The organism is Actinoplanes cyaneus, assembly GCF_016862095.1.
Taxonomy (GTDB): Bacteria; Actinomycetota; Actinomycetes; order Mycobacteriales; family Micromonosporaceae; genus Actinoplanes; species Actinoplanes cyaneus.
This window is the reverse complement of the sequence record NZ_BOMH01000063.1, coordinates 62289-82855: the sequence shown is the minus strand read 5'-3', so window position 1 is coordinate 82855 and position 20567 is coordinate 62289. Positions and strand designations below refer to the sequence as shown.

At 71.7% G+C, this 20567-nt stretch carries 16 protein-coding genes; 9 read left to right on the top strand and 7 right to left on the bottom strand.

Annotation, left to right across the window (positions count from 1 at the left end; translation table 11 throughout):
- Positions 1-103 precede the first annotated feature (103 nt).
- Together Acy02nite_RS37080 and Acy02nite_RS37075 are read right to left on the bottom strand one after the other, a co-directional pair.
- The gene (locus Acy02nite_RS37080; protein ID WP_203752207.1) at positions 104-2035 is read right to left on the bottom strand and encodes a GDSL-type esterase/lipase family protein; all 1932 of its coding nucleotides are present in this window, start codon (positions 2033-2035) and stop codon (positions 104-106) included.
- A gap of 255 nt (positions 2036-2290) precedes the next feature.
- Positions 2291-4216, bottom strand: coding sequence for an FAD-dependent oxidoreductase (locus tag Acy02nite_RS37075; RefSeq protein WP_203752205.1), 1926 nt, complete (start codon positions 4214-4216; stop codon positions 2291-2293).
- Between the two features lie 128 nt (positions 4217-4344).
- On the opposite strand from Acy02nite_RS37075, the gene Acy02nite_RS37070 reads away from it, so the two are divergent.
- Positions 4345-4887: a hypothetical protein gene (locus Acy02nite_RS37070; RefSeq protein ID WP_203752202.1), complete on the top strand. Its 543-nt coding sequence runs from the start codon at positions 4345-4347 to the stop codon at positions 4885-4887.
- Positions 4888-5143: 256 nt separating this feature from the next.
- Here the strand turns inward: Acy02nite_RS37070 and Acy02nite_RS37065 are convergent, their stop codons facing one another.
- On the bottom strand, positions 5144-5815 hold the full coding sequence (locus Acy02nite_RS37065) for an NUDIX hydrolase (RefSeq protein WP_203752200.1): 672 nt from the start codon (positions 5813-5815) through the stop codon (positions 5144-5146).
- Positions 5816-5878: 63 nt separating this feature from the next.
- On the opposite strand from Acy02nite_RS37065, the gene Acy02nite_RS37060 reads away from it, so the two are divergent.
- Complete coding sequence (locus Acy02nite_RS37060; protein ID WP_203752198.1) at positions 5879-6904, top strand: SPFH domain-containing protein; 1026 nt, start codon at positions 5879-5881, stop codon at positions 6902-6904.
- A complete protein-coding gene (locus Acy02nite_RS37055) occupies positions 6901-7782 on the top strand; it encodes a diacylglycerol kinase catalytic domain-containing protein (protein ID WP_203752196.1) in 882 nt (293 codons plus the stop codon). The genes Acy02nite_RS37060 and Acy02nite_RS37055 overlap by 4 nt, the downstream gene beginning before the upstream one ends.
- Here Acy02nite_RS37055 and Acy02nite_RS37050 read toward each other — a convergent pair.
- Positions 7748-8923, bottom strand: coding sequence for an MFS transporter (locus Acy02nite_RS37050; protein WP_203752194.1), 1176 nt, complete (start codon positions 8921-8923; stop codon positions 7748-7750). The genes Acy02nite_RS37055 and Acy02nite_RS37050 overlap by 35 nt on opposite strands.
- The gene (locus Acy02nite_RS37045; RefSeq protein WP_239175538.1) at positions 8920-11307 is read right to left on the bottom strand and encodes an ABC transporter permease; all 2388 of its coding nucleotides are present in this window, start codon (positions 11305-11307) and stop codon (positions 8920-8922) included. The genes Acy02nite_RS37050 and Acy02nite_RS37045 overlap by 4 nt, the downstream gene beginning before the upstream one ends.
- Before the next feature lie 139 nt (positions 11308-11446).
- Between Acy02nite_RS37045 and Acy02nite_RS37040 the strand changes: the two genes are divergently transcribed.
- The 6 genes from Acy02nite_RS37040 to Acy02nite_RS37015 all read left to right on the top strand — a co-directional run bounded on the left by Acy02nite_RS37040 (position 11447) and on the right by Acy02nite_RS37015 (position 18504).
- Positions 11447-12691, top strand: a complete 1245-nt coding sequence (locus Acy02nite_RS37040; protein ID WP_239175532.1) for a sensor histidine kinase — start codon at positions 11447-11449, stop codon at positions 12689-12691.
- A complete protein-coding gene (locus Acy02nite_RS37035; RefSeq protein ID WP_203752187.1) occupies positions 12664-13323 on the top strand; it encodes a response regulator in 660 nt (219 codons plus the stop codon). The genes Acy02nite_RS37040 and Acy02nite_RS37035 overlap by 28 nt, the downstream gene beginning before the upstream one ends.
- Positions 13324-13505: 182 nt before the next feature.
- On the top strand, positions 13506-13883 hold the full coding sequence (locus Acy02nite_RS37030; RefSeq protein ID WP_203752184.1) for a hypothetical protein: 378 nt from the start codon (positions 13506-13508) through the stop codon (positions 13881-13883).
- 100 nt (positions 13884-13983) lie between these two features.
- Positions 13984-15045 carry a D-alanyl-D-alanine carboxypeptidase family protein gene (locus Acy02nite_RS37025; RefSeq protein ID WP_239175531.1) on the top strand — a complete coding sequence of 354 codons (1062 nt, stop codon included), beginning with the start codon at positions 13984-13986 and terminating at the stop codon, positions 15043-15045.
- A gap of 190 nt (positions 15046-15235) precedes the next feature.
- Complete coding sequence (locus Acy02nite_RS37020) at positions 15236-16552, top strand: hypothetical protein (protein ID WP_203752181.1); 1317 nt, start codon at positions 15236-15238, stop codon at positions 16550-16552.
- A gap of 29 nt (positions 16553-16581) precedes the next feature.
- A complete protein-coding gene (locus Acy02nite_RS37015; protein ID WP_239175529.1) occupies positions 16582-18504 on the top strand; it encodes a hybrid sensor histidine kinase/response regulator in 1923 nt (640 codons plus the stop codon).
- Positions 18505-18546: 42 nt separating this feature from the next.
- Here Acy02nite_RS37015 and Acy02nite_RS37010 read toward each other — a convergent pair whose 3' ends face one another.
- On the bottom strand, positions 18547-19002 hold the full coding sequence (locus Acy02nite_RS37010; RefSeq protein ID WP_203752175.1) for a GNAT family N-acetyltransferase: 456 nt from the start codon (positions 19000-19002) through the stop codon (positions 18547-18549).
- A 48-nt stretch (positions 19003-19050) separates the two neighbouring features.
- Complete coding sequence (locus tag Acy02nite_RS37005) at positions 19051-20301, bottom strand: polyamine ABC transporter substrate-binding protein (RefSeq protein WP_203752172.1); 1251 nt, start codon at positions 20299-20301, stop codon at positions 19051-19053.
- Positions 20302-20567 lie beyond the last annotated feature (266 nt).

Sequence of the window (20567 nt, the reverse complement as noted above, 5' to 3'; positions counted from 1 at the left end):
CTCACCTGGTTCCCCCATCTTCGAGTTATCAGCAGCTCAGACGCTAGGAGCCGGAGCTCACCAGGCGTCCCGGAACGTCGCCGCTGTCCCTCGAACGGGCGGTTTAGCCGCAGGCCGCGTACACCCGTCGCCGATACGCGAAGAACGCCACCGCGACCAGCCACGCCCCACCGGCCGCCCCGGCGAGCCACAGCAACAGCCCGCCGTCCACGAACCGGTGTCCCACCTGTTCGACCGCCCATCTGCGCGCCTGACGCTTGCACGCCTGGAGGTCGCACGGCGCCTGCTCGGTGGTCACGGCCGGCTGTTCCAGCGCCAGCCGGGACGGCGTCTTCGGGTTCGCTGCCAGCCAGTCACGGAAGATCCGCCGCATCGCGAGGTGCCCGCGCTCGTTCGGGTGCAGGCTGGTGTGCGTCCAGTTCGTCGGGTTGAACCGCTCCTCGGCAAGCCCGTGCACCGACCGCAGGCCGATGAAGTTGATCCCGGGTCGCCCGCCGTTGCCCGGGTCGCACAGTTGCAGGTGGTCCTTGACCAGTGCGCCCTCCATCTCGCGCAGATAGTGGAATCCGAACTCGGCGGCCGTGTCGCTGATCTTCTGGTTCAGCTCGGTGGTGAACCGCCGGATGAACTCCCGTTCCGTCTCCGAGAACGCGACCTGGTCACAGTGCCCGTTGGCGGTGATGGGCTGCGGATACGGCACGACCACGACCGGTACGCCGGGAAATCTCTCATCGACCGCCCGGTAGGCCCTACGGAGTTCCTCCGGCAGTCGCTGGATCATCCCGTGCCAGAGGTTTTCGATCGCGGTGCAGTCCCGCGGGGCCAGGCAGGTCTGGGCAATCGTCGAGAAGCCCACGTCGTTGCCGCCCAGGCTCAGCACGACCATCCCGGGCCGGTAATGCCCGTACTCCGGGTCCTTGGCGTATTCCTTGTCCAGTTGCTCCTGGACCACGTCCGCCTGCTTGGCGCCGGCGCACGCCAGGAACTTCAAGCCGTCGAAGGTGGTCTCGTTCTTCGCGATCAGCACCGCCCAGGCGCTCGGCGCGCGGTTGCACCGCCTCCGCTCTTCGGCCGGTTCCTCGTAGAAGACCGAAGCGCCCTCCCCGGACATGTACGAGTCCCCGATCGCGACCAGCACATTACCGGCGTTCACTCCTGGCGACGGCAGATCCTTGGCCGGCAGTTCGGCGGGCATGACACCCATCAGGGCCACGCCCGCCGTCACGGCGACGATGTCGGCGTGGGTGGTGGACACCATCGCGATCATGAACAGGGCGAGCACGATCAGGACCGGGATCAGCCAGCTCGACCTCGACACCACCACGGCGATCCAGGCCGTCGCCGCGTACAGCACCGCCCCGCCGGCGCCCAGGCCCCACAACCACGGCGCGGCCTTCTCCTTGCCGCACAGCCATCGGATCACCGGCTCGGATCCGATGCCCATGCCCAGCGGGATCAGCCCGGCCGCCCCGGCCGCGAGCAGCACCGCGCCGACGATCCAGTGCATCCCGACGAGCAGCGTCGCGCCGGCCGCCGCCACCACCAGGCCCGCGAGCGTCAGCCAGATCCCCCAGTGCCGGATCGAGATCCTCCGGCCGAGAATCCCGATCGAGCAGGTCTGCCGCGCCTGGGTGACAGCCGATCCGGCCACCAGGTAGATCAGGACCGCGCCCCCGATGCGGGGCAGTCCGCGGTCCAGCCGCTCGGTGTCCCAGGTGAACGACAGCACGATCAGGGCGATCGCCACGGCGACCAGCACGGCCCCGACGCGGTACGGAATGACCCACTGCCTGCCGTCGAGGCTGTCCGCGTACTGACCGCGTACCCAGACCGCCGACACGGCGACGAAGATCGCGAACACCACCCAGACGGTCACCGCCGCCTGCCCCGACCGCGCGAACCCGAGCAGCGCCAGCAGGGCCACGCCGAACGTCAGCATCCGCCGCAACGCTCCACGTGCGTCGACCGCGGGGCGCGCCGCGACGACCCCACCCTGCTCCGAGGACGTCGATGTCGAGTTGATGAAAGGTGCCATGGGAACCACCCGCTGCCGACCGGCCGATATCGGGCTGACGGTCGCACCCTTCGGATCAGCCGGGGGCTTGTTTGCTGTTTTGTCAGTCCCCTCCCCCGGGCCTCAGGGGTGTCGCGGAGCTCCGACCCGGCTGCCTCGGCTGGTCGTGCGAGGTGCTTCCTGCTGCCTGACACACCCTTCACGGCCAGCCGGTCCACGCCGACCGTCCGGTTTCACGCCGGCCGGGAGAGGTGCGTCAAAGGACGGCGTCCGAGATCAGATCGCTGTCTGGGAGATGTGCTCGGCCGTACGCGAGGCCAGCGCCATGATCGTGATCATCGGGTTGGTGCCCGACGACGTCGGGAACGCCGACCCGTCCCCGATCCACACGCCGGGTGTGTCGTGCAGCTCCCCGCGCGTGTCGGCCACGCTGGTGGCCGGGTCGGCGCCCATTCGGCAACTGCCCATCTGGTGCGCCGAGAAGAGCACTGCCCCACCAGCCCGCAGCGGAACCTCCGACGCCCGGCCGATGAACGCCTCCAGGTCCTCACCGGCCGACCACGCCGGCACGCCGTGGCCGAGCATGCGGATGCCGCGCGCGCCGGCCGCGTGGTGCAGGCGGATCTGGGCTTCGACGGCGCGCCGGCTGCTGCGTACGTCAGTCTCGTCCTCGAGGGAATACCAGGCGGCCGTCTCACCGGAGTCGTCGACGGTGACGCGCCCGTGGCCGTGGTCGCGGACCAGTCCGATGAAGGACGCGTAACGGCGGTAGTCGGCCATCGCCTGTTTGTGCTCGGCGCCCGTGGTGAACGGCATCGAGGACGCGCCGAGCCCGGTCGTGTATTGCACGCTCTCCATCAGGAAGCCGTAACCGTCGTCGTCCGCGGCGAACTCGTCGACGAGTGCGGCCTGCGGCGGCCCCCACCAGCCTTTCATGTCCGTCTCGTAGTCACCGAGGGTGACCGTGCACGGGTGCAGCCGAAGGTACTCCCCCACCGCCGGCCCACCGATGCCCGAGCGCAGCAGCACTCCCGGCGTCTCCAGCGCGCCCGCGGCCACCACCACGATCGGCGCACGCACCGTCACCGTCGCCGAGGCCGTGCCGTCCTCGCGGGACCACCGGCCGACCACCCCGGCAGCGCGACCGTTCGCGGTCAGAATCCGCTCCACCCGGCATCCGTCGATCACCTGGGCGTCGTGCTGGGTGACGGCCGGCTCCAGGTAGACCTTGAGCGTCGACTGTTTCGCCCCGGACCAGTCGCCGAAGCCCAGACCCCCGGCGACCAGGGGATCATGCCGTTTCTCGTCCCAATTCCGGTACGCCGTGGCGAACGACCACCCGAGCGCCCGCGCACCGCGCCGCATCGCCTCGTGCGCGCGGTTGAACTCCGAGCACTGATCGGTCACGGACAGCTCGCGCCACACGGCGTCGAGGTGCTTGTCGAACGCCACGGTCGCCACGTCGGTCAGCCCGTGCTCGGCCCACTGACCGCGGACCCGGTCGGTGGTACGGAGGCAGTTCGTCCAGTTGATCACGGTGCCGCCGCCGAGGCCGGCGCCCGCCATCAGCGTGATGTTCTGGTCCGCCGTCGGCGTCGGCCCACCGCGCCGGTAGGACTGCTGGTAGGCGGCGAGCTCCAGGTGACGGAAGTCCGCTTCACTGCGATAGCGACCCGCTTCCAGGACGACGACGCGCGCGCCCGTCGCCGCGAGCCGCCCCGCGATCAGGCCGCCACCGGCCCCGGAGCCGATCACGACGACGTCGGCGTCCAGTTCGGTGTCCCCGTTCGGGCGCAGCGGTGTGATCGGCCGTTTCCCGGGCAGCGGCGGACGGGCGGCCGGGCCCGGATAGCCCAGCCGGCTCCAGTTCGGATTGCGCCCGGTGACGTCCGGCATGCCGTACGTCAGAAGGAGAATCAAGCTGGTCAGCGGGGCGGCGACGGGCCCCAGCGCGGCCAGGATCTGTTCCCGCTGCTGTTGCGACGCGGTCGCGAAACCCTGCGCGCCGAGCGCGTCGAGCAGGCCACCGAGGGCTTCCTGCTGGCCGGCGGGCATGGCCGCGATGGTGGCGAGCACGCCCAGGTCGGCGCCGACGTCAGTGGCGCGGCGCGACCAGAAGCCGTCGGCGTCGTCGGGATGGTCCATCGAGGGAACCACGGTGTCGCAGAGAAGCCGCAGCACCTGGGTCTGTTCAGGGGTCATGGAAGGTCCTCCTGCTTCGTCGGAGAAGGGCTTCGCATCAATGTACGACGATGAGTGCGCTGTGAACCCGCTGAGCGTCACGGCGGTACACACGGATGGAGCACTTCGCCGACAAAGGAGAACCGTCGATGCAACCGATCGCCGAGCAGCCGCCGGAAGACGTCACCAACCTCGCCCTGTCCCGCGGCCTCGGCCATCTCGTCGACAGCCGGAAACTGCCGAACCCGATGACCCGCGGCCTCGGCATGCTGCTGGCCGCGGGCGGTTCGATCGCCCTGCTCGTCCTGATCAGCTATCTGGCCAAGGACCAGGACGGCTTCTTCTGGGAGGTGCTGCACGTCGTCGGACTGTTCTTCTGCTTCGCCGCCGTCTTCCTGATCGTCGCCTCGATCCGCGTCTTCGTCGTCGGCGCGCAGTCGTTCCACGTCTTCACCAACGGTTTCGTGCATCGACGCAACGGCAAGGCCCGCGCGTACGGGTGGCAGGACGTCACCGAGCTCAAGCCGGTCCTCCAGACGCGCGGCGAGGACAAGGGCAAACTGGTGCACTACTCGCTCGTGCCGCGGCACGACAAGCCGATCGCCATCCCGGTCACCATCGTCGACGGCCGTGACACGTTCCTCGACAACCTAATGGGCCTGCTCCAGCACCACGGCATCCCGGTCACCTGACGCCACCTCGAGATCGCCGGGCCTGACGGTCAGGCGCCGGCCGCCAGCCCGGAGATCGATCGGGCATAGGCACGGCGCCGACCGTGCCGATTGCCGCCCGCGACACCTGGCCGGTGATCGCGACCGGAAGCCGGCGATCCCGACGGCGGGCCGCCGCGACGGCCGGCGACCTGCTCGCCGTCACCTGTATGTCCGACCACCCCGCGGATCCCGGCTGGGTGCCCGGCGGTCGGCGCGGCACGAGGCGGGTGCCTGATCAGGGGCGCAGCAGGGGTGGGTGCAGGAGGGTGGCCGGGCCGCGGCGGAACAGCTGGGCGGGGCGGCCGCGGTCGCGCGTGACGCTGTGGCCGGTCGGCTCGATGAAGCCGTCCGCCGACGTGACCTTGCGGTGGAAGTTGCGCGGGTCCAGGGTGGTGCGCCAGACCGTCTCGTAGACGTCGCGGAGATCGGCGACGGTGAACTCCGGCGGGCAGAAGGCCGTGGCGAGCGGCGTGTACTCCAGTTTGGCGCGTGCCCTCTCCAGGCCGTCGGCCAGGATGCGGTCGTGGTCGAACGCGAGCCCGGCCGCCCGGTCGACGGGGCGCCACTCGGCGCCGGCCGCGTCGCTGCCCGCGACGGGTGACGGCAGGTCGGGAACCATCGCCAAGTACGCCACGGTGACCACCCGTCCGCGCGGATCGCGCCCGGGCGTGCCGTAGGTGGCCAGTTGTTCGAGGTGGCCGGCGGACGGGTCCACCCCGGTCTCCTCGCGCAGCTCACGGGCCGCCGCCGCGCCCAGGTCCTCGTCGTCGTGGACGAAGCCGCCGGGCAGCGCCCACTGCCCACCGAACGGCTCGATGCCGCGCCGGATCAGCAGCACGTGCAGGGCGCTCTGCCGGATGGTCAGCAGCACGAGATCAACTGTGATGGCCGCCACGTTAATCGTCATGTTGACGATAATAACCACACCCTTTATCGTCATGGTGACGAAAAACGAAGGAAGGACCCCCCGATGGCCGACGTGAAACGCCGCCTGCACCTGCGTCACCTCCGCTCCGCCCCGACCAGCTGGGTCAGCTGGACCGTCCAGGGCAAGGCGAAGCGCTCCGGCACCGGCCTCGCTTTCTGGTACCGGCCGCTGACCGCGGTCCTGTCCGAGGTGCCGGTCGACGATCGGGAGCTGCCGCTGCTGTTCCACGCCCGCACCGAGGACTTCGCCGACGTGACAGTGCAGGCCACCGTGACGTACCGGTTCAGCGACCCGGCGGCGGCCGCGTCCCGGCTGGACTTCTCGATCGACCCGTACAAGGGCGTGTGGCGCGGGCAGCCGCTCGACCAGGTCGCCACGCTGCTCGCCGAACTGGCCCAGCAGCCCGCGCTCGACGTGCTCGCCCGGCTGCCCCTCGCCGACGCGCTGACCACCGGGATCGCCCCGGTCCGCCAGTCGGTCGCCGACGCTCTCGCCACCGACCCGCGGCTGGCCGAGACCGGCGTGACAGTGGTCAGCGCCCGGGTCGTCGCGCTGCGGCCGGAGCCGGAGCTCGAGCGCGCGCTGCAGACCCCGACCCGGGAGAAGGTGCAGCAGGACGCCGACCGGGCCACGTACGCCCGCCGGGCGCACGCCGTCCAGCAGGAGCGCTCGATCGCCGAGAACGAGCTGCAGAGCAAGATCGAGCTGGCCCGGCAGGAGCAGCACCTGGTCGAGCAGCACGGCGCGAACGCCCGCCGCGGCGCCGAGCTGGACGCCGAGTCGCAGCTGGTCACCGCGCAGGGCGAGGCCGAGCGGGCCCGGTTGAACGCGGCCGCCGAGGCGGACGCCGAGCGCCTGCGCGACGAGGCTCGCGCGGCCGGCGCCCGGGTCGTCGGTCTCGCCGAGGCAGAGGCCGAGGCGGCGCGGCTCGCCGCGTACCGTGACCTGCCGCCCGAGGTGCTGCAGTCGCTCGCGCTCAAGGAGCTGGCGCAGCACCTCCCGGCGATCGGCGAGCTGACCGTCACGCCGGACCTGCTGACCAAGCTGATCGGGCGCATCGGCTCATGAGCACCCTGTCTCCCCGCGTGGTGGTCGTGTCGCGGCGCAGCGAGCTCGACGAGCTGCTCGCCCGGCACGGCACCCGGGGCGCCGCCGCTTACTTCCTCAAGCAGCGCGGGCGCGATCTCGACGAGGTCACCGCCCGGCACGAGGCCCAGCGGCAGGCGCTGACCGAGGTCGGCGGGGCGGTCCCGGCCGACTGGCGTCGCGGCCACGTCGAGCGTACGGACCTGCCCCGCTTCCTGTTCGCCCCGGAGGACTGGGTGATCGCCGTCGGCCAGGACGGCCTGGTCGCGAACGTCGCGAAGTACCTCGACGGGCAGCCGGTGATCGGGGTCAACCCGGAGCCGGGCAGGAACCCGGGCGTGCTGGTGCGGCACCCCGCCTCGGCGGTCGGTGGCCTGCTCCGGAGCCGGCCGCGGATGCTGGAGCGCACGATGGTGGTCGCCCGGCTCGACGACGGGCAGGAGCTGCACGGCCTCAACGAGATCTACATCGGTCACGCCGGTCACCAGTCGGCCCGTTACGTGATCACCGCGCCCGATGGCGGCCGGGAGCGCCAGTCGTCGTCCGGTCTGATCGTCGGCACCGGCACCGGCGCGACCGGCTGGTGCGCGTCGATCGCGCGGGACCGGACGGCGGCCCCTGCCCTGCCGGGCCCGGCCGACGCGGCGCTCGGCTGGTTCGTCCGGGAGGCGTGGCCCTCCCCCGCCACCGGGGTCCGGCAGGTGAGCGGGCTGCTGACCCCCGGCCAGGAATTGGAGCTGACCAGCGAGAGCGAACGCCTCGTCGTCTTCGCCGACGGCCTGGAGTCCGACGCGCTGGAGCTGTCCTGGGGGCAGCGGGTGACGATCAGGATCGCTGATCGGCGGTTGCATCTCGTCTGACCTCCTCGACCGGGATGAGTGCCGCGGCGGCCAGGGGAAACGCGGCCACCACGGCGAAGCTGGACGCGAAGCCCCCGGCGCCGATGGCCACGGCCAGGACCGGCGGGACGGCCGCCGTCAGCACGTTCTGCCCGGTGGTCTGGATGCCGAGCGCCCGGCCGGCCCAGGCGGTGCCGGCGTACTCGGCGACGGCGGTGAAGGACAGGCCGTTGCTGCTGACCGCGACCACGCCGAGGAACAGCAGGACCGGAACCGCCAGCCCGGAGCCGGACGCCGCGGCGGCGGCAAGCGCGAGCATGCCCGCGCCGGTCGTGACCGCGATGATCCGCATCGGTCCCAGCCGGCTGCCGGTGCGGTCCGACCAGTAACCGGCGCCGAGCCGGCTGAGAGCCCCGAACACCTGCGCGCCGGCCAGCAGGTGCCCGGCGGCGAGCGGCGTCCAGCCCCGGGAGTCGGTGAGGAACACCAGCGCGAAGGTGGTGATGGTGAACTGCGGGATCACCAGCAGGGCGCTGGCGGCGTGCAGGCGCCACAGGTGCGGTGTCCGGTACGGCGACGGGCTCGGGTCCGGCGCGACCGGGCCCGCCGCGGCGACCGGCTCCGGGTCGCGGACCAGGACGAAGGCGGCGGTGGCCGCCGCCAGGAACAGCGCGGACAGGAACAGCAGGGCCATGTCGATGCCGTGGACGGCGATGGCCGGCAGCGTGGCGGCGGCCAGGGCCAGGCCCATCGGTCCCGCGCTCTGCCGGATGCCCATCGCCAGGGCCCGTTCGCGCCGCGCGAACCAGCCGAGGATCAACCGGCCGCTGGCCAGCACCGACGCGCCGGCCGCGCCGGAGAGCGCCAGGCACACCGCCAACGCCGTCGTGCCGTGGACCTGCCGGGCGACGAGAAGCACCAGACCGGCCGTGCCGAGGCCGGTGGAGAGCACGGCCCGCTCACCCCAGCGGTCGGCCGCGGCGCCCCAGGCGATGAGCGTGGCCGTCACCCCCACGGTCGGGCAGGCGACCAGCAGCCCTGTCTGCTCCAAGCTGTAGCCCTGGTCCCGGAACGCCGGGATCAGGTAGGCCAATCCGTACTGGGAGGTGCTGCCGGCCACCATCGCCAGCGTTCCGACCGTGAGCATGATCCAGCGCTTCATCGGCGGATCGTCTCCATCGGACGGGCCCGCAGCGCAACCGCCGCCGCCGGCATCGCGGCGATCAGCGCGACGACCGCGCAGGCCGCCGGTGCCGCGACCAGGGCCGGCCAGGGCAGGACGATCGCCGACCACACCGAGAGGGTCGCCAGGGCAGCCCAGATGCCGAGCAGATTGACCAGTGTCACGATCATGCCGAGGACCGTACCGACCGCCACCACGGTCAGCGTCTCGGCGGCCACCACCAGCAGGACCTGTGCTCTCGCCGCGCCGGCGAGCCTGAGCACGGCCAGGTCATGGGTACGTTCCGCGGTCGCCGCGAGCATCGTGACGGCGACGGCGATGCCGGTGTAGATCAGCGCGATACCGAGCACCACCAGGTAGCCGGCCCTGGTCTGCCGGTTGACGGCCGGCCGTTGTTCCGCCAGCCACTGCTCACGGGTCAGGACCGGCGCGCCGGAGTCCCGCAGGACGGCCCGGACGGCGACGGCGTCGCCCGTGGCGATCTCCAGCCGATCCACCGGCGCGCCGCCGGCGTTGCGCGCGGTCACGTAGACGCCGTTGCTGCCGGTGCCGGTCGCGAGCACGGCCACGATGCGCAACGACCGTGGCGTTCCGTCGCCGAGCCACACGTCGACCCGGTGACCGACAGTGTGCTCGGCCCACTCCTCGTTCACCACGATGCCGTCGTCGTCGAGGCCGGCGAGGCTGCCCGCCCGCACCGGCAGGCGCCGGACCGTGCCCAGCGTCGCCGGATCGACGGCCTCGGCCCGCGAGCGGATCGGCGCGACGCCGTCCTCCATGGTGTAGATCTCGGTCTGCGCGCTGGTCATCACCCGGGCGCCCGGAACGGCCCGGACCGCGGCCGCCTCCCGGTCGCCGCCCCGCACGATCAGGTCCGCGGCTGCCTGCGTCCGCATCTCGGCGCTCTTCGCCCTGTCGATCGTCGCCGTCGCGCCGAGCAGCGACCCGGCGAGCGCGACCGTCACCAGGACCGGGGCTGCCACCGCGGCGGTACGCCGGACGCCCGCTCTCGCGTTCTCCCGCACCAGCATCCCGATCGCGCCCGGCAGCCACGCGACCGCGCGGGTCAGCGGCCGGACCAGGACCGGCGCGAGCAGCGCGATCGCACTGATCAGGAGCATCGGCTGGGTCACATACGTCTTGCGGTGCAACGCCTCACCGGGGTCGCTCAGCAACCGCCAGGCCAGCATGCCGAGCCCGGTCGCCAGGAGTCCCGCCCCGGACACCCAGCGCCCCGGCGTCATGACGGTGGTGTCGGCGGCCGCCTCGCGCAGCGCCTCGACCGGGCCGATCCGTCCCGCCCGCATCGTCGCGGCGGCGGCCCCGGACAGCGCGACCGCCACCCCGATCCAGAACGCCGCCCAGTACGGCCATCGTTGCTCCCCGATCGTGAACCAGCCCGGTGCCAGCTTCTCCTGGACCAGCAGCCGGGCCAGCCAGGACGCGCCGTGACCGGCGAGCGCGCACCCGGCCGCCGAGCCCAGCACGCCGGTCACCGCCGCCTCCGCGAGGATCGTGACCCGGATCTGTCCCGGGGTCGCGCCGGCCGTGCGCAGCAGCCCGATCTCCCGGCGGCGCTGCGCGACAGCGAAGGCGAAGGTGGACGCCACCACGAACACGGACACGAACGCGGTGACCCCGCCCGCGGTGCCGAGCAGCGCGTTCATCGCGATGAGCGCGTCGCGGTCACGGTCCGGGTCCGGGTCGGCGCGACGCCGGTCGTTCCCGGTCAGCACCTGCACGCCGGAGTCGCCGGTGGCCGCCCGCACCGCTTCCGGTGAGGCCCGCACGACGAGGTTGTCGATCCGCGGCGCGATCCGCGCGGCCGTGCCGCCGGTGAAGAAGACGGCCCGCTCGTAGGGAACCGGCGCGACGACCCCGGCCACGGTGTAACTGTCCACGCCGGCCGGGGTGCGCACGCGCAGGGCGCGACCGGCCAGTGCCGGATCGCCGGCCACCACGATCTCGGCCGGCTCGCGGGGCTCGTGCCCGGCGATCAGCCGGTACCCGCCGAAGGCGGCGACGGGCCAGGGATGCCCGACGACTCCGTCGTCCACGGGGAAGGAGCGGTCGGCGACCACGGGCCCGGTCCTCGCCAGCTCGGCGACGACCTCGGGCGGCACCGCCCGGGGCCGGGCCAGCTCCCGGACGCGCTCCCCGGCGGAGGACGGCACCCGCAGCTCGCCGGCGCCGCGGACCACGACCGGGGCGCCGGCGAACCGCTCGGGCGGCTGCTCCGGAGCATGCAGCGTCGCGGCCAGCCCCAGGCCCATCGTGGCGATCAGCGCCACTCCCAGACAGAGCGCGGCGAACGCGCCGGCCAGGGTCAGCCACCGGGCCCGCAGACTGCTCGAAGTCACCATCAGCACGCCGTCCACCCTGGCCGGTCGGCGTGCCGGGCACAGTCACCCGGGATTGCCTCTTCGAGGTAGTGCCAGGGTTACCTCCGGGGTCACGCCAGCATGCTGGAAGCCGTCCCGGCGGCCCTCTACCGTGAGGCGGGTGCGAGCCCTCCGATCGCTGCGCGCGGCGACCTACCTGCTGGCGACCGGCGTCACCGGCCTGCTGACGCTGCTCACCACCCTGCTGCTGTTCGCGGCCGGCGGGGTGCTGGCGGTGCTCGTGGTCGGCATTCCGCTGCTGGCCGCGCTCGCGCTGATCGGCGTCCCGGTGGGCGGCGCGGAGCGGCGCTTCCAGCGGCTGGTCGACGTCCGGCCGCTGCGCAACGGGCATCGCGTCCCGCCGCGGCCGGGGCTGTCCTCGTGGCTGCGCACCCGTTACACCGAGGCGGCCACCTGGCGGGCGCTCGCCTACGCGACGCTGCTGATGACCGTGCTGTGGCCGATCGATCTGCTCGCGGTGGTGCTCGGCGTGACCGTTCCCGCGGCGTTGCTGGTGACGCCGGTGCAGTTCGCCACGCTCGGCGACGCCGTGCAGGTGAACGTGTTGAAGACGTACCAGGTGACCTCGTGGGGCCAGGCGGTGCTCGCTGGTCTCGCCGGCGTGGTCGCGCTGGTGGCCTGCGCCTTCGGGATCGGTCTTCTCGCCCGGCTCCGCGCCGTGCTGGCCCGGGCGATCCTGACCCTGCCGGAGGATCGGCTGAAGGAGCGGGTCGTCGAGCTGGCCCGGTCCCGGGTGCGGCTGGTCGACGCGTTCGAGGCCGAGCGCAGCCGGATCGAGCGGGACCTGCACGACGGCGCCCAGCAACGCCTGGTCGCGTTGTCGATGATGCTCGGCCTCGCCCGGCTCGACGCCCCGGCCGGTCCGCTCGCCGATCAGCTGTCCCGGGCGCACGACGAGGCCGGGCGGGCCCTGGTGGAGCTGCGAGATCTGATCCGGGGCATCCACCCGCCACTGCTCACCGACTTCGGCCTGGAGGCGGCCGTCACGGACCTGGCAACCCGGTGCGCGGTCCGGGTCGACGTCGGTTTCGCGGTCGCCGCCCGGTTCTCCCGCACGGTGGAGTCCACGGCGTACTTCGTGGTGTCGGAAGCCCTCGCCAACCTGGCGAAACACTCGGGCGCCGACCGGGGCGAGATCACCGGGGGGTATGCCGGCGGCACACTGACCGTCGAGGTGTCCGACAACGGGCGCGGGGGCGCCGAGCTGAACACCGGGACCGGCCTGATCGGGCTCGCCGACCGGGTCTCCGTGGTCGGTGGCAGACTGTCGCTGTCCAGCCCGGCCGGTGGCCCCACCCGCCTGATCGTGGAGATTCCTTGTCAGACGATCCCGGTTTCCGCGTAGTCCTCGCCGAGGACAGCGTCCTGCTGCGCGACGGTCTGGTCGGTCTGCTGGGCCGGTTCGGTCACACGGTGGTCGCGGCCGTGTCCGATCGCGACGGTCTGCACGAGGCGGTCGCCGCCCACGAGCCGGATGTGGTGGTGACCGACGTGCGGATGCCGCCCGGCTTCCAGGACGAGGGTCTGCGCGCGGCCGTGGAGCTGCGCCGGGACCGTCCGCGTCTGCCCGTTCTGGTGCTGAGCCAGTATGTCGAGACCAGGTATGCGACCGAGCTGCTCGACGCCGGCGACGGCACGCACGTCGGCTACCTGCTCAAGGACCGGATCGGTCACGTGGACGAGTTCGTCGACGCCCTGCGCCGGGTGGTGGCCGGCGGGACGGTCGTCGACCCGGAGGTGGTGCGGCAGCTGCTGCGCCGGCGCCGGGACCCGCTGGAGTCGCTGACCGGCCGCGAGCGCGAGGTGCTGGCGCTCGTGGCGGAGGGCCGGTCGAACTCGTCGATCGCCGCCGCGCTGCACGTCGCGGAGGCGTCGGTCGCCAAGCACATCCGCAGCATCCTGATCAAACTCGGTCTTCCGCCGGCCGAGGAGACCCATCGGCGGGTGCTCGCGGTGCTGGCTTTCCTCCGGGCGTGACCGGCCCGCGCGACCGACCGGCCCGCGCAAACGACCGGCCCGCGCGAACGACCGGCCCGCGCAACCGACCGGCCCGGGCGAACGACCGGCCCGTGCACGCAAGACCTGGTCAGCCCCACCGCGGGACAGCCGGAGCGCCCCTTCGGTGGCGGCATGGAAGCGCTCCCAGTAACCTCTCCGCCATGGCGTTCCTGCTTGATCTTGCGAACATCCTCGGTGGCCTGCTGCTGGGCATCCCGCTGCTGCGCCGGCTGCCGAATGTCGGCGGCGGCCTGGAGCGCTTCACCGACCGGGTGTCGCGCTGGTCCTGGCTGATCGGCATCGTCGCGCTGATCGCCGCCGGCTTCTTCTTCATCGTCCACCTCATCGACGGGGACCTCTGGCACTTCGAGGTGGTCGGCCTGATCGTCGGCGTGCTCCTGACCTGGGACAAGTTCACCGGGCGCAAGATCCTGGACCCGCCGGGCGCGGGCGAGCCCGCCGGCCGGGCGCTGGCCATCGCGATCTTCGGCGTGATCGCCATCATCGTCGGCATTCAGGGCCTGTTCACCCCCAACTGAGCTGCCGGAGACAGCGAGCGGGCGGCGGCCGGGCTCTTTGCAACCTGACGGGTCCCGGACGGGAACGGAACGAAGAACCCTCGCCTTTCACAGTCTTCGGGTGACGACACGACAGCGAACTCTGAAGAAGTCCGCCGCCGCGGCGATCATCGCGCTGGCCACCGCCGGAACCGCGATCGGCCTGCCGGCGGCGCCGGCCCGGGCAGCGGCCCCGAAGATCGCGACCAGCTGGTCGACCCTGATGTACCGCAGCCTCACCCACGACACGACCCTCCAGGCGATGAAGACGTCGCTGGCCGGCCAGCAGGCCGCGATCACCCGCTGGAACACCGAGCTGGCCCTGGCCGGCCGGGCACAGCGCGGCACCCGGGCCCTCCTGATCACCGCGACCACCGCCGACACCGCCGCCCAGAACCGCTACGCCACCGCGCGCACCGCGCTGACCAGCGCGAAGCAGACGCTCAGCAAGGCACAGAAGCAGAAGCCGCGCAGCACCGCCGTGGTCACCCGGGCGAAGAAGGCCGTGGCAGCGGCGGCCAAGACGGTCACCCTGCGCAAGACCCAGGCGCAGACCGCCTCGGCGAAGCTGGCCGAGGCCGGCAAGGCGTCACGCGCCGCCCTCGCGCGCGTGCAGAAGGCGGAGGCCGGGGTCAAGTACGAGACCGCTGCCGCCACGAAGACCCGCGCCGCGATCGCCGCGCTGCCGACCGCGGCCTCCTACGCCACGCAAGCCGCCACGCTCAGCAAGGACGTGGTCAACCAGGTCCGGCCCGCGTTCAAGGTCACCGACACCACCCAGGTGTACGGCGTGACCGTCAACAAGACCGTCGCGTTCGCCTTCAAGCGCATGATCGACGACGCGAAGGCCGACGGCGTGCAGATCTCGGGCGGGGGTTTCCGCACCACCCAGCGCCAGATCGAACTGCGCACGATCAACGGCTGCCCGGACGTCTGGACCGCGCCGTCGTCGTCGTGCCGGGTCCCCACCGCGATCCCCGGGCGCTCGCTGCACGAGATCGGCCTGGCGGTCGACATCTCCTCGGGCGGCAAGACGATCTCGTCGAGCACCGCCGCGTTCAAGTGGATGAAGGTGCACGCCAAGCAGTACGGCTTCGTCAACTTCCCCGCCGAGGCGTGGCACTGGTCGATCTCCGGCAGCTGACACCCGTCCGGGCTCGGCGATCGGCCACGGGCCGATCGCCGGGCCTGCTCCGTCCGTACCGGATAGGGGTCTTTCGCACTCAAAGGCCGATCATGCGGTAGGTGCGACCCGGCAGTGACCGTCCTCACTTATCACCGCCGCCTCCGCGCCGAAGAGAACGGATGAGACGTCCCCGGAGGTGATGGCCCGGATGGGTCCGGAACAGGTCGGCGAGTGGGTGCTGCACGAGCTTCCCCGGCTCAACCAGGCGATCCTGCGCGAGCATGCGCCACCAGAGCTATTGACGAACGAGCTGAACGAGCGGGTGCTCGCCTGCCTGCCCGATGTCACCCGGCTGACGCCGGAGCAGGCGCAACGGCTGGTCGTGCATCTCGGGTTCGCCGGCGCCTCGGTGGCCCGCCACTACCAGGAGCACACGCCGGGCGGCATCGAGCATCCGGAGCGGGCGTTCGTCCCGCTCTCCGTCGGCTGCGACCTGGTCCCGTTCCGGGCCTACTTCGCGGCGCTGGCCGAGCACACCGGAACCGGGCATTACGACCGGGACAGCTATGCCTCGCTGGTGCGCTGGAACGTGGGCACGATCCGGGTGAGCCTGTACGGCGAGATGCTGGCCGAGCTGCCGGGCGTCTTCGACGACGGGCACATCCGCACCTACACCGGCACACCGGGCGAGGAACGCTTCTTCGTGCTGGTCAAAACCGGTGAGGCGATCGAGCTCGCGGTCAACTGTCTGCTGCTGCCGCTCGTCGCCGAGCACGCCGACCTGATCGGCGAGAACGCGCGCCGGCGGGTACGGGACGCGACCGTCCTGCTCGCGGACCTGCGCCGGCTGTTCCTCGACTTCGCCTCCCTGCCCGCCGAGCAGACCATGGCGGCCGAGGTGTTCATGGACGTGTTCCGGCAGTTCGCGGCGCACTGGACACCGGGTGACATCCCGCCCAGCGGCGCCCTCGACCCGGAGGCGCTCAAACGCGACTTCCTGCTCGGCATCGCCGAACCGGGCTACGACCAGCAGGCCCGGCGGCTGTTCCCGGCGCTGCTCGAAGCCGAACGCGCCGGGATCGGCGACCTGATGAGCGGGCCGGCGCTGCCCCGCAGGCTGCTCGCCGAGATCGGGTCGGACGAGTCGGCGCTGACCGAGGCCGACGACGGTGACCTGCGCCGGCTCGTCGCCCGGCACCCGGCGCTCGTCGACTGGTACCGGCTGCTCGCGATGCACGCCCGGGTCTCCGGAGCGCACCTGATGCTGAGCAAGAAGTTCCTGTTCAAGCCGCAACGGCAGCGTGACGAGGCGGGAATCGGCGACAAACTGCTGATCTCCAACCGGGCCGGCACCACCGGGATGACCGAGACATATCTCGACCGGCTCACCCGGGCGCGGCAGAACCATACCCTTGCCGCGCTGCGCCCCGTGCTGATCGCCGGAAAACCGGAGAATACGCCCGGTCAAGCGATACATTCCGGTCAGGAGGCGGCCCCGGCGGTCGTGACGGAACTGGCCGGATGAGCCGAACGGACGACGGAGCCGGGGGCGGCGTGGGAGCACGGACGGGTGCACGCCAGCCGGTGCTGACGGTCGACCGCGACCAGTTGATGGCGCTGATCGACTACACCTCCTCGGTGATCTACATGCGGGACGCCGACGGGCGGTACCTGCTGGTCAACCGGGAGTACGAACGCCTGTTCGGACTGCGGCGCGAGGACATCGTCGGACTCACCGACCACGACCTGTTCCCGCTCCCCGTGGCCGACGCCTTCCGGGAGAACGACCTGCAGGCCCTCGCCGGCGGCGTCCCGATCCAGATGGAGGAACACGCGCCGGGCGACGACGGCGTACGCACCTATCTCACCGTGAAGTGGCCGCTTATCGACGAGAGCGGGACGCCGTACGCGGTGGCCGGCATCTCCACCGACATCACCGAACGCAGCCGGGCCGAGGCCGCCCTGCGCGACAGCGAGGAACGGTTCCGGCTGCTCGCCGAGCACGCGCAGGACATCATCTTCCGCTTCCGCCTGGGCTCCGATCCGGCGATGGAGTACCTGAGCCGGGCCGTCGAGGCGATCACCGGGTTCGCCGCCGAGGACTTCTACGCCGATCCGTGGCTGATCCTGAACCGGGTCGAGCCCGAGGACCGGCCGGCCTTCGAGCAGTCGTGGCGCACGCCACGGTCCGGGACCATCACGTACCGCCTGCGACGACGTGACGGCGAGGTGGTCTGGATCGAGCAGCGGGCGAGCGCGGTCATCGGCGCGGACGGGCAACTCGTCGCCGTCGAGGGCATCCTGCGCGACGTCACCGAGCGGATGGCCGCCGAACGCGAACGCGCCGAGCTCGAGCAGCAGCTGCGCCAGTCGGAGCGGCTCGACTCCCTCGGCCAGCTCGCCGGGGGGATCGCCCACGACTTCAACAACATCCTGGCGGTGATCTCCGGGTACGCCGACATGCTGATCGACGAGCTCGGCGAGGACCACCCGAGCCGCCCCGACGCGGCCGGGATCAAGCAGGCCGCCGCCCGGGGAGCCGCGCTGACCCGCCAGTTGCTGCTGTTCAGCCGCTCCGAGCCGTCCCAGGCCGAGCTGCTCGACCTGAACGCGGTCGCCTCCGAGATGATGCGGCTGCTGGCCCGCACGCTCGGGGAGGACATCGAGCTCGGCACGGTGCTGCAGCCGAACCTGCCCCCGGTCGTGATGGACCGCAGCAAACTGGAGCAGGTCGTGATGAACGCCGTGCTCAACGCCCGTGCCGCGATGCCCTCCGGGGGCCGGTTGACGATCAGCACCCGCCTCGAGCACGACGGCGGCGGCAGCGACCAGGTCTGTCTGGCCGTCACCGACACCGGCTGCGGCATGACGCCCGACGTCCTGGCCCGCGCGTTCGAGCCGTTCTTCACCACCAAGGGGCGGGGCAGCGGCACCGGGCTGGGGCTGGCCACCGCGTACGGCGTGGTCACCGACGCCGGCGGCACGATCACCCTGGAGTCCGAGCCCGGCCGCGGCACCACCCTGCGGGTCCGCCTCCCGGCCGGCGCCGAGGACACGTCCGGGGTCATCCCCGCCGCTCCGGCCGTCGCGGTCCACTCCGGTGACGGCTGCCGGATCCTGGTCGTCGAGGACGAGGAGCAGGTCCGCGACATCGTCTGCCGGCTGCTGCGCAAGGCCGGTTACCGGGTGTTCGCCGCCCCGCACCCGACCGAGGCCCTGCGCATGTGCCGCGACGACGGCCTCGAATTCGACGTGCTCCTCACCGACGTGATCATGCCCGGCATGTCCGGCACCCAGCTCTGCGCGGAGCTGCGCCGCGACCGCCCCGGGCTGCCGGTGCTGTTCATGTCCGGTTACACCAGCGGTCCCGCACCGGGCGGCCAGGAGATGCCGGCCGACGCCCCGCTCATCCGCAAGCCGTTCGAGGCGCAGACGCTGCTCAACGAGGTCCACCGGGTGGTCACCGAGCGCGTCTGACCCTTTCCGACCCGATTGCCGCGGTACGTCGGCGCGCAGCGCTCAGGGGATGCGGCGGAGGTAGTGGCGGACCGGGTGGCCCGTCACGTAGGCCTCCGACTCGTAGAGAGCCTGCGCCTGCTTGTTCGTCTCGTCGGTGGAGAGCGTGATCCGGACCACGCCCTCCTGCTCGGCGCGGGCCGCGGCGTCCCGGAGCAGGGCGCGGCCGATGCCGTGGCGGCGGAACTCCGGGGCGACGAACAGGTCGTTGAGGACCCAGATCGGGGCGCGGCGCACCGAGCTGAACGACGGGAAGATCTGGGTGAAACCGGCCGGGGCGTCGCCCACCCGGGCGAGCAGGATCCTGGACTCGCCGCGGGTCAGGCGGGCCTCGAGGAAGGACCGCGCCTCGGCCCGCTCGGCGGGGGCCTCGTAGAACGCGAGGTAGCCGAGGAACAGGTCGGTGACGGTCTCGAGATCGGGCAGGCCGGCCTCGTCGATGCGTACGTCGGAGGGCATTCGTCGTCCTTTATCGGGCTCCTGGTCCCCGGGACGTTAGCATGATCATCAACCGAGGACGATCTGCTCGAAGATCGACGAGAAGGTCTGCTGCTGCTCGGCGGTGTTGAAATCGACGTAGTAGTGCAGCCTCGCGTAATCCGCCTCGCTCGGGAACACCAGCGCGCTGTTCGCGACCGCCTCCAGCTCGGTGCGGTCACTTCCGGTCAGCGCGGCCGCGTCCTTCTTCAGCTGCGCCTGCGCGCCGGGCACCGGGCAGACGTAGTTGATGTAGCCCGCCAGTGACGCCGCGTTCTCCACCTCGTAGAAGAAGTCGATGAGCGTGATGGCGTCGACCGGGTTGGGGGCGGTGACCGGGATCGCGAAGTTGTCCGTCCAGATCGTGCCACCCTCCTCGGGGATCACGAACTTGAGGTTCGTACTGTCGGAGAGGTTCTTCTGGAAGATGTCGCCGGACCACGCCTGCGTGATCCACACCTCGCCCTTGCCGAGCGCGTCGACGTAGTCCTGCTCGTAGTACTTGCGGACGATCCCGGCGTCCTTCTGCTGTTTGAGCTTGGCCGCCGCCTTCTTCCAGTCCGCCTCGCCCGAGTTCTCCGGCTTGAGCCCGGCCGCGAGCAGCCCGAAGTTGGCCAGCTCGGTGGCGTCGGACATCATCCCGACCTTGCCCTTGAACTTCGGGTCCCACAGGTCGGCGATGCTGGTGATCTCCCGCCCGGTCTTCGCCGGGTCATACGCGATGCCGGTGATCCCGGACGTCCACGGCACGCTGAACACGTTCGCCGGGTCGAACGTCTCACCGGTGTACTTCGGGCCCACGTTGGCGGTGAAGTTCGGCAACCGGGCGTGGTCGAGCGGCGCCAGGAAGCCGGCCGCGCGGAACTGGCCGAACTGGATGCCGTTCGTGATCACCATGAGGTCGTAGCCGATCGACTGCTTCGCCGAGAGCTGCGGCTGCACCTTGGCGAACCAGGGGCCCATCTCCTGGATGACCTCCTGGTAGTTCACCTGGATGCCGGTCTTCGCGGTGAACTTCTTCAGCTCCGGGTGGCCGGGGTCCATGTACAGCGGCCAGTTCGCGAAGTCGACCTTGCCGTTCTGCTTCTTGTCCTGCCAGAACGTCGCCAGCGTGCCCGCGTCGACGCTGGCCGCCGGCGTGCCCTTGCCCTGCACCCCGCATGCGGCCAGCGCCGCGCCGAGCGCGGAGAGCCCGCCCAGCCGCAGTGCGTCACGACGGCCGAGCCGCCGCTGCGTGACGCCGCGCAGGAGGGACGGGTCGATAGGGGTGCGGGAGAACATCGGGCTCCGATCACAAATGAGAATCACCAGGCGCGGGTACGCGTCCGCCGCGTCACCTGCCGCGCTCAGGCTACCCACCGGTAGTCGTTTGTCCGACTCGCCGACCCCAAGATCAACATTCCGGTCCCGATCATCCGGCCATAAGGCGGAGCATCCCGGCCCGATGGCGGAATAGGTCGCCGGCCGGCGACTGCCGGTCATCCGCTCGACGGAGGGCAGGGAGGTGGCTGATGCGCTGGGAGCGGCCGTGGCGCCGTCACGAGTTC